Origin of the sequence: Roseovarius sp. (assembly GCF_018066915.1) — a bacterium.
Taxonomy (GTDB): Bacteria; Pseudomonadota; Alphaproteobacteria; order Rhodobacterales; family Rhodobacteraceae; genus Roseovarius.
Genome location: NZ_JAGPVV010000116.1, coordinates 1 through 6881, shown reverse-complemented (window position 1 = coordinate 6881; position 6881 = coordinate 1). Strand labels below are relative to the sequence as shown.

At 60.1% G+C, this 6881-nt stretch carries 8 protein-coding genes; 6 read left to right on the top strand and 2 right to left on the bottom strand.

The genetic code is table 11. The features are described from left to right. Positions 1–185: 185 nt before the first annotated feature. The 5 genes from KBT70_RS06315 to KBT70_RS06295 all read left to right on the top strand — a co-directional run bounded on the left by KBT70_RS06315 (position 186) and on the right by KBT70_RS06295 (position 5256). A complete protein-coding gene (locus KBT70_RS06315; RefSeq protein WP_296629917.1) occupies positions 186–686 on the top strand; it encodes a sigma-70 family RNA polymerase sigma factor in 501 nt (166 codons plus the stop codon). After that, on the top strand, positions 683–1447 hold the full coding sequence (locus KBT70_RS06310; protein ID WP_296629914.1) for an anti-sigma factor: 765 nt from the start codon (positions 683–685) through the stop codon (positions 1445–1447). The genes KBT70_RS06315 and KBT70_RS06310 overlap by 4 nt, the downstream gene beginning before the upstream one ends. 114 nt (positions 1448–1561) lie before the next feature. After that, entirely contained in the window at positions 1562–2377 is an 816-nt protein-coding gene (locus KBT70_RS06305) for an extracellular solute-binding protein (RefSeq protein ID WP_132998138.1), read from the top strand. A gap of 889 nt (positions 2378–3266) precedes the next feature. Next, a complete protein-coding gene (locus KBT70_RS06300; RefSeq protein WP_296629909.1) occupies positions 3267–4451 on the top strand; it encodes a sulfite oxidase in 1185 nt (394 codons plus the stop codon). Between the two features lie 61 nt (positions 4452–4512). Next, positions 4513–5256 (top strand): c-type cytochrome, encoded by a 744-nt coding sequence (locus KBT70_RS06295; RefSeq protein ID WP_296629906.1) that lies wholly within the window; start codon positions 4513–4515, stop codon positions 5254–5256. Between the two features lies 1 nt (position 5257). On the opposite strand, the gene KBT70_RS06290 is transcribed toward KBT70_RS06295, so the two are convergent. After that, entirely contained in the window at positions 5258–5998 is a 741-nt protein-coding gene (locus tag KBT70_RS06290; protein ID WP_296629903.1) for a hypothetical protein, read from the bottom strand. Further along, on the bottom strand, positions 5995–6498 hold the full coding sequence (locus KBT70_RS06285) for an RNA polymerase sigma factor (protein WP_132998142.1): 504 nt from the start codon (positions 6496–6498) through the stop codon (positions 5995–5997). Before KBT70_RS06285 ends, KBT70_RS06290 begins: the two co-directional genes overlap by 4 nt. A 119-nt stretch (positions 6499–6617) precedes the next feature. Here KBT70_RS06285 and KBT70_RS06280 point away from each other — a divergent pair. After that, positions 6618–6881 (top strand): metalloregulator ArsR/SmtB family transcription factor (locus KBT70_RS06280; RefSeq protein WP_296629889.1); only part of this gene is annotated, 264 nt, incomplete at its 3' end.

Sequence of the window (6881 nt, the reverse complement as noted above, 5' to 3'; positions counted from 1 at the left end):
AACTCTCCTTTGAATTCGGTTGGAGCGCCGCTTTGGGCGGAGCTTGCAAGGTTCACGACCGACAGCCTGGAACCCTTCCCAAGTTTTTGTTCACGAACCCGTGATCGACAATTTTCAAAAGATTTCCGGGAATAATCCGGCGACCGCGCGCGTTACTTATGTGAATGCATGCAAACGGAGGCAGCGTGCCGACCCATCACGCCCTTGCCCAAGAGGCCGACGCCATGAAGCGGTACGCGATCACGCTGACGCGCGACGTGCACACCGCCGATGACCTGGTGCAGGATTGCATGGAACGAGCCTTGCGCAAGTGGACGCTGCGGCGCGCAGGTGTCCCCCTGCGGGCCTGGCTGTTCACGATGATGCGCAATCTGCATGTTGATGGGTGGCGGCAGGCGAAACGACGTCAGACGGAATCGCTTGAGACCATGACATCACCGCCCGCGATACCGCCGACCCAGGAAAATCATGTCGAGTTGAACCGGCTTTTGGCGCGCGTCATGTCTCTGCCCGAGGATCAGCGTGCGGCTTTGATACTGGTCAGCGTTGAAGGCTTCACCTACCGAGAGGCCGCTCAGACGCTTGGCGTACCAGAAGGCACGATTCTGAGCCGCGTAAGCCGGGCCCGCGCCGCTTTGCGCGAGGCAACGGCCGAGACTGCCCCAAGACTGAGGAGCGTGACATGACAAGCGCGCCGAAGGATATTCGTGAAGAGGATCTTGTCGCCTACGTGGACGACGCCTTGCCGCCTGATCGGAGAAAACAAGTCGAAGCCTATCTGAATGACACACCAGAAGCCGCCCTTCGGGTGGAAGCCGACATGGCCATCGCCCGCGATCTGCGCCGTGCCTTTGCGGGGCTGGTTGCCGATCATCCGATTGCAACTCTTCCGGTTGCTGAACGGCGCAGGCCCATGCCGTTGGCATGGGTTGCGTCAGTTGCGATGGCGCTGATGATAGGCGGTACGGCAGGTTGGGTCCTGCGCCCCGACACAGCCCCGCAGCCGATGTCGGGCCTTGTGGCCGAAGCCTTCGCCGCACATCGCACCTTCGTTGTCGAGGTCGCGCACCCGGTCGAGGTCGGGGCCGAGAACAAGGGCCATCTGGCCACTTGGCTGACCAATCGGCTGGATCGTCCGTTTGCTATCCCCGACCTGCGTGTCGTGGGTCTGTCGCTGGTCGGTGGGCGGCTCCTCCCCTCGCCCACCGAACCCGCGGCACAATTGATGTACGAAGACGGCAACGGTCAGCGCCTGACGCTCTATCTGCGACGCGGCAGCGAAGGCGATCCGAGTTTCCGATTTGCCGAAACGGCCACCGCGCAGGCGTTCTACTGGAGCGACACCGAGTTCGCCTACGCCCTGACCGGCGCTTTGCCGCGCGCGCACCTTCTGGAAATCGCTCATTTGCTGCAGGCTCAGTTCGAGGATACAGGCGCGCCAACCTGATCTCACGGAAGCGTGATCATAAATTCGGGAAGGGTTTTGGATGTCGGCGCGTCAGTCTTGTGAAGGCCGCCCGCAATCGGTGGAGGCCGATCCACGACCCTGACAGGAGATACCATGCGACTGACAACGCTTTTCACCACCACAATCCTTGCCGCAGCCCCGGCATTCGCCGACACCGCAGCCGACCGCCGCGGTGATACCGCGTTCAACGATCCATCTATCGAACACGCGCCGCAAGACGGCGTCGTAAAGCTTTACGGCGCGGGTGGTCCGCACACGGCATTCCGCAAGGTCGCAGCCGTCTTTGAAGAGCAGACGGGAACCTCCGTCGAAGTAATCGCGGGCCCGGAATCGAAATGGACCGCAGACGCTCAGGCCGACGCCGACATTCTTTGGGGCACATCCGAGCAGTCGATGACAGCCTTCCTGCTGACCTACACGGCCTTCGATCCCGCGAAAGTCGAGCCGATCTACCTGCGGCCGACCGTGATCGCAGTGAAGGCCGGCAACCCGCTGAACATTGATGACTTCGATGACCTTCTGGCCGACGGGGTGCGGGTTGTCGTGACCGAGGGCGCAGGGGTCTACAACACCTCCGGCACCGGCACATGGGAAGACGTAGCGGGCCGTTTGGGCAGCCTCGATGACATCTCCGGCCTGCGACGCAATATCGTGGCTTATGCGCTTGGATCGGGTGCCTCCTATGGGGTCATCTCAAACGGTGATGCCGACGCTTGGATCACCTGGCCCAATTGGCCGATCACAAAGGACGACCTCGACATGGTCGAACTGTCTGAGGATCGTGTGATCTACCGCGACGTGAATGTCGTGCTTTCGCCCGATGCCGATCCGGAGGCGCAAGCCTTCCTTGACTTCCTCATCACGGATGAAGCGCAGGAACTCATGGCAACCGAAGGCTGGCAGCGATAGTGCGGTTGATCCGACAACTTTCGCAACATGCGGAATAAACCAACGTGATTGGACGTTTTGTCTTTAGGCCCCGCTGCTTAGCCGGGGCCTAAAGGACTTTCGGAACATGAGACGCTTGATGACACAGCCCTGATTGCCCGGTGACGCCGAACGGACTTCAGTCCTCCCCGCAAGGCCGAACACCGGTTCACGGTCTGCGCCCTGTTCCTGACCCGGAAGTTTTATTTTCGTGAGCTTTTCGCCATCGGAGCGGCGACCGTCTGAGCGGTCGCAGCGGCGTGTTTCTCAGATATAGAAATAGGACGGTGCCAGCGTCGAAGGCGCTGCTGCCGTGGTTCAGCTATCTGGAAGTCGCGCGATGGCGGGCATCTATTTCCGGACAAACCGCGTAGCCGTGCGGTTTCTCAATTACGTGGCACCGACTGCGCTGACACGGCACCTGACCGCATCCATCGATCTTGATCCGTCGCAACGTTCTGACCCTGCCCCTCGGTTGAATACAATATACGGGTCTTCCCAGGGACTTTCGGCAGTGGTTATTCTTGTATTGCGCGACGGCTCCTACGCTTTTCCATCCGACAACCCTGCCGGTTATGGCTCTGATCTGTTGGCGCAGCCTCCAGGGGCCGTGCGCCCCCCATATCCAACTGACTGAGCATCGGAACCGCGCGACCCCAATTACCAAAATGGGTTATCCGGCAAGCAGAGCGGCCGCACAAGCGGGCACCGTCCTTTGGCCGGCCGACCCGGCCACGTGCATCCACTTATTTGGGGCTTCGCGAATATTTTTTCGTTCCGCGGGAATAAAATGCATCCCCAACACGTTAGTCACACATGAAGCAGCTGCATACCGTGGAGTGCAAATGCTTCGAACCACGGGAGGAAAGACATGAAAATCATAGAAAACGTAAAGCGGCGGCATTTCCTGATCGGATCAGCGGGCACGATGGTGGCTGCTGCAGTCGGGGTACCGGGGATGGCGCAATCAGACGGGGAGCCGTTGCCAGATTACGTCGCATGGAAAGACGCCGAGGACATGATCGTCCATTCCAAGCAGACGCTTGAGACGAAGCGCGCCGCGCAAGGTTCGGAGCTGATCACGCCCAGTACCGAGCTTTTCATACGCAATAACCTGCCCGCCCCACCCGACGAGATCGTCGCAGATCGCGATGCCTGGGAGGTCGAGATCGACGGGGTCGCGAACCCGGGTAAGATGACTGTGGGCGAGATGAAGACGCTCGCGGTCGAAACCGTGGTTTGTGTGCTGCAATGTTCAGGCAATGGACGCGCGTTTTTTGATCATGAAACCAGCGGCTCGCAGTGGTCGGTTGGTGCTGCGGGCAACGTGGTGTGGACCGGCGTGCCGGTGCGCGCCGTGATTGACGCGATGGGCGGTGCGAATGCGGGCGCCGTGTTCCTGACCGGTACAGGTGGCGAAGAGATCCCCCAAGGTCTTCCACCCGAGACGATCCAGGTCGAACGGTCGGTTCCAAAGGCCGCGATGGATCAGGCTATCCTGGCGTGGGAGATGAACGGCGAGCCTTTGCCACTCGCCCATGGAGGCCCCCTGCGGCTGGTGATTCCGGGGTATTATGGCGTGAATAACGTCAAGTATCTCAAACGTCTGGCAATGACGGCCGAGGAATCGGCCAATAAAATCCAGCAAACCGGCTATCGCGTGCGCCCCGTGGGGGTAAAGGGCGATCCCTCTCAGCCGTCGATGTACGAGATGGCCGTCAAATCCTGGATCACCGGCCCTCTGATGGATGCGGCGACCGGCAAGGTGCAGGTCCACGGCGTCGCCATGGGCGGTGTCAGCGGTCTGGACAAGATCGAGGTGTCCACCGACGGGGGGCAAAACTGGGCAGAAGCGCAGTTCCTTGGCCCGGACCTTGGCCCCTATGCATGGCGGCCATTCGTGCTGATCACGGAGCTGTCCGAAGGCACACATATGCTGGCGAGCCGTGCCACCAACGAAGCAGGCGATACCCAACCCGAGATTTTTCCGCCCAACGAACGGGGTTATGGCAATAACGGCTGGCGCGCCCATGCCGTCGATGTAACCGTCAGCTGAGCTGACTGACCGGCGGCATCCTCTGCCGCCGGTTTGACAACAAAAAACCGGAGATATGAACATGACCACCCGAACGACGCCACGACTCGGCGGCGCAGTTTTTCTTGCCTTGATGGCCGGTGCTGCGAGCGCCGAGGCTGATCTGGATGCGGGCCGTAAGATATTCACTGAAACCGCGCAACCCGCCTGCGCCCTTTGCCACGCGCTGAAAGATGTGGGTTCGGAGGCCGAGATCGGCCCCAACCTCGATGAATTCAAACCGACAGTCGATCAGGTGCGCGCAGCCGTGACCAGTGGAATCGGAGTCATGCCAGCCTTTTCGGAAACGCTGACCAAGGAAGAAATCGAAACGGTTTCGAAATACGTGACAGAGGTTACGGGAGGGCCGGAGACTGCAACCGGCACAGATGCCGCTACTGAAGCAACAGATTCCGCAGATGCGGAGGAGGTTGAAACTCCCGGCGCTGAGATCCTTGCGCAGGGCGACCCGGCTGCCGGCGAAAAGACGTTCAGGAAATGCAAGGCTTGCCATACGGTAGACGAAGGTGGGTCCAATCGTGTCGGTCCCAACCTTTATGGTATCGTCGGAGCACCCGTGGCAGCGGTCGACGGCTTTCGCTATTCCGACGCGCTGGTTGGATACGGGGGCGATTGGACACCTGATCGGCTTGCCGCGTTTCTTGCAAATCCCCGGAAAGAAGTGCGTGGCACCAAGATGGGGTTCAGTGGCCTGCTCAAGGCGCAGGATCAGGCCGATGTCATTGCCTATCTTGACAGCTTGACGGACACCGCAAAAACCAACTGACCTAGCCGACGCAGGACCGTGCCGTCCGGATTGCCTCCGAAAGCGACGCCATCACGCTTTCGGAAACACGTTCGCGGGTTTCAAGCATCAGATGACTGGCGATGGCATCGAACCGCGTGCGGTCCATCCCTGTCGCGACAACTATATGACGAAGGTGATCCCCGGACAGCCAGGTTGCGATCTGCTGACCGGGTGTGTCGCTGCCCTCTGGGGAAACGGACGCGCCGCGAAAATAGGTCAACCTGCATCCATTCTGACCCGCGTAATGCATGACTTCGCCGTTGTCCGATGTGCGGAAGGCAACAGCCGTCAGGTTTGCGACGGACAGGTCGGGTACGCCCACCGCACCGCCTGTCGCGGCGGGCCGCAGATCGACGGTTTCGACGTCATACATCTCAGCGGCCAGTTCAGCGTGAATGTCAAAAGCTGTCGGGGTGGCAACAAAAGCGGGTCCGAATACCACAGCCAAGGCAATTCCCGCAGCGACAGCACCGCCCGCCAGCCAGCGCCGGGGGTGCCAGCTACTATTTGCGGCACTAGTTTCCGGCATAGATTCCGAATGCACAAGGTCCGGTCGCAAGGCCGCCAAGCTGACGGACACGTTCCGCACGTCCTCAAGCGCTGCGGCAAGCGCGGGCTCGGATGCAGGCCGCCCCTCGAACGCGCGCATGTCGGCCGCGCACAACTCACCATCGTGGTAAGCGTTGACCTGTTCCCAGTCCTTGTCGTTCAGTTCATTCATGTCTTCCGCGTCACTTCCTGCTTTGCCGTTTCGGCCCCATCGACGATTTCCAGCAACGCCTTGCGGGCACGGCTGATCCGGCTCATCACCGTTCCGTTCGGCACATCCATCACTTTCGCCGCCTCGGCGTACTTCAACCCCATGATATCAACGAGGCACAGAACCTCGCGGGTCTCGGGCGGCAGTTTCTTAAAGGCCAGCCGGATCAACACATCCCGCGCGGTGTCCGACGCACCCGCTTCATTGGATAGACGTTTTTCGGCCGCGAAATATTCCCGACGCACGCGCCTTTTTCTCAGCTCATCGTAATGCAGGTTGCGAATGACACGGAACATCCAGGGCCGTAGTTCCCCGATCGGGTCTGGCCTCCCACCTGATCGCAGCCCCCGTTCCACAGCATCCTGAACAAGATCTTCAGCCTCCTCGCGGGAATGGCAAATGGCTATCGCATAGGCCCGAAGTTCAGGCAATAGGATTTCAATGGAGGTCAGCTGCGCCATGACGAACCGTACCGCGTTTGCAGGTAGGGTCAAAGCAAACAAGGCGCGCTGGAAAAATCCGGTCAGGGCTTAAAATAAATTCATACCGTCGCATATGCGAATATATGAAAGTAAAGCAGATGCAAGAAAACGCGGACAAGGCTGAGGCGCTGCTCAAGGCGATGGCCAGCCGGAATCGCCTGATGATCTTGTGTACGCTTGTCGAAGGCGAAAGGTCGGTCGGCGCACTCGCAAAGGCCCTTGGGGTGCGCGAAAGCGTGATTTCCCAGCATCTCGGGCTTTTGCGCCGCGACGGGTTGGTGCAAGGGCGGCGGGATGGGCAGACGATCCACTATGCGCTTGCGGGCGAAAACGCAAAGCGTCTGCTGACCACCCTTTACCAA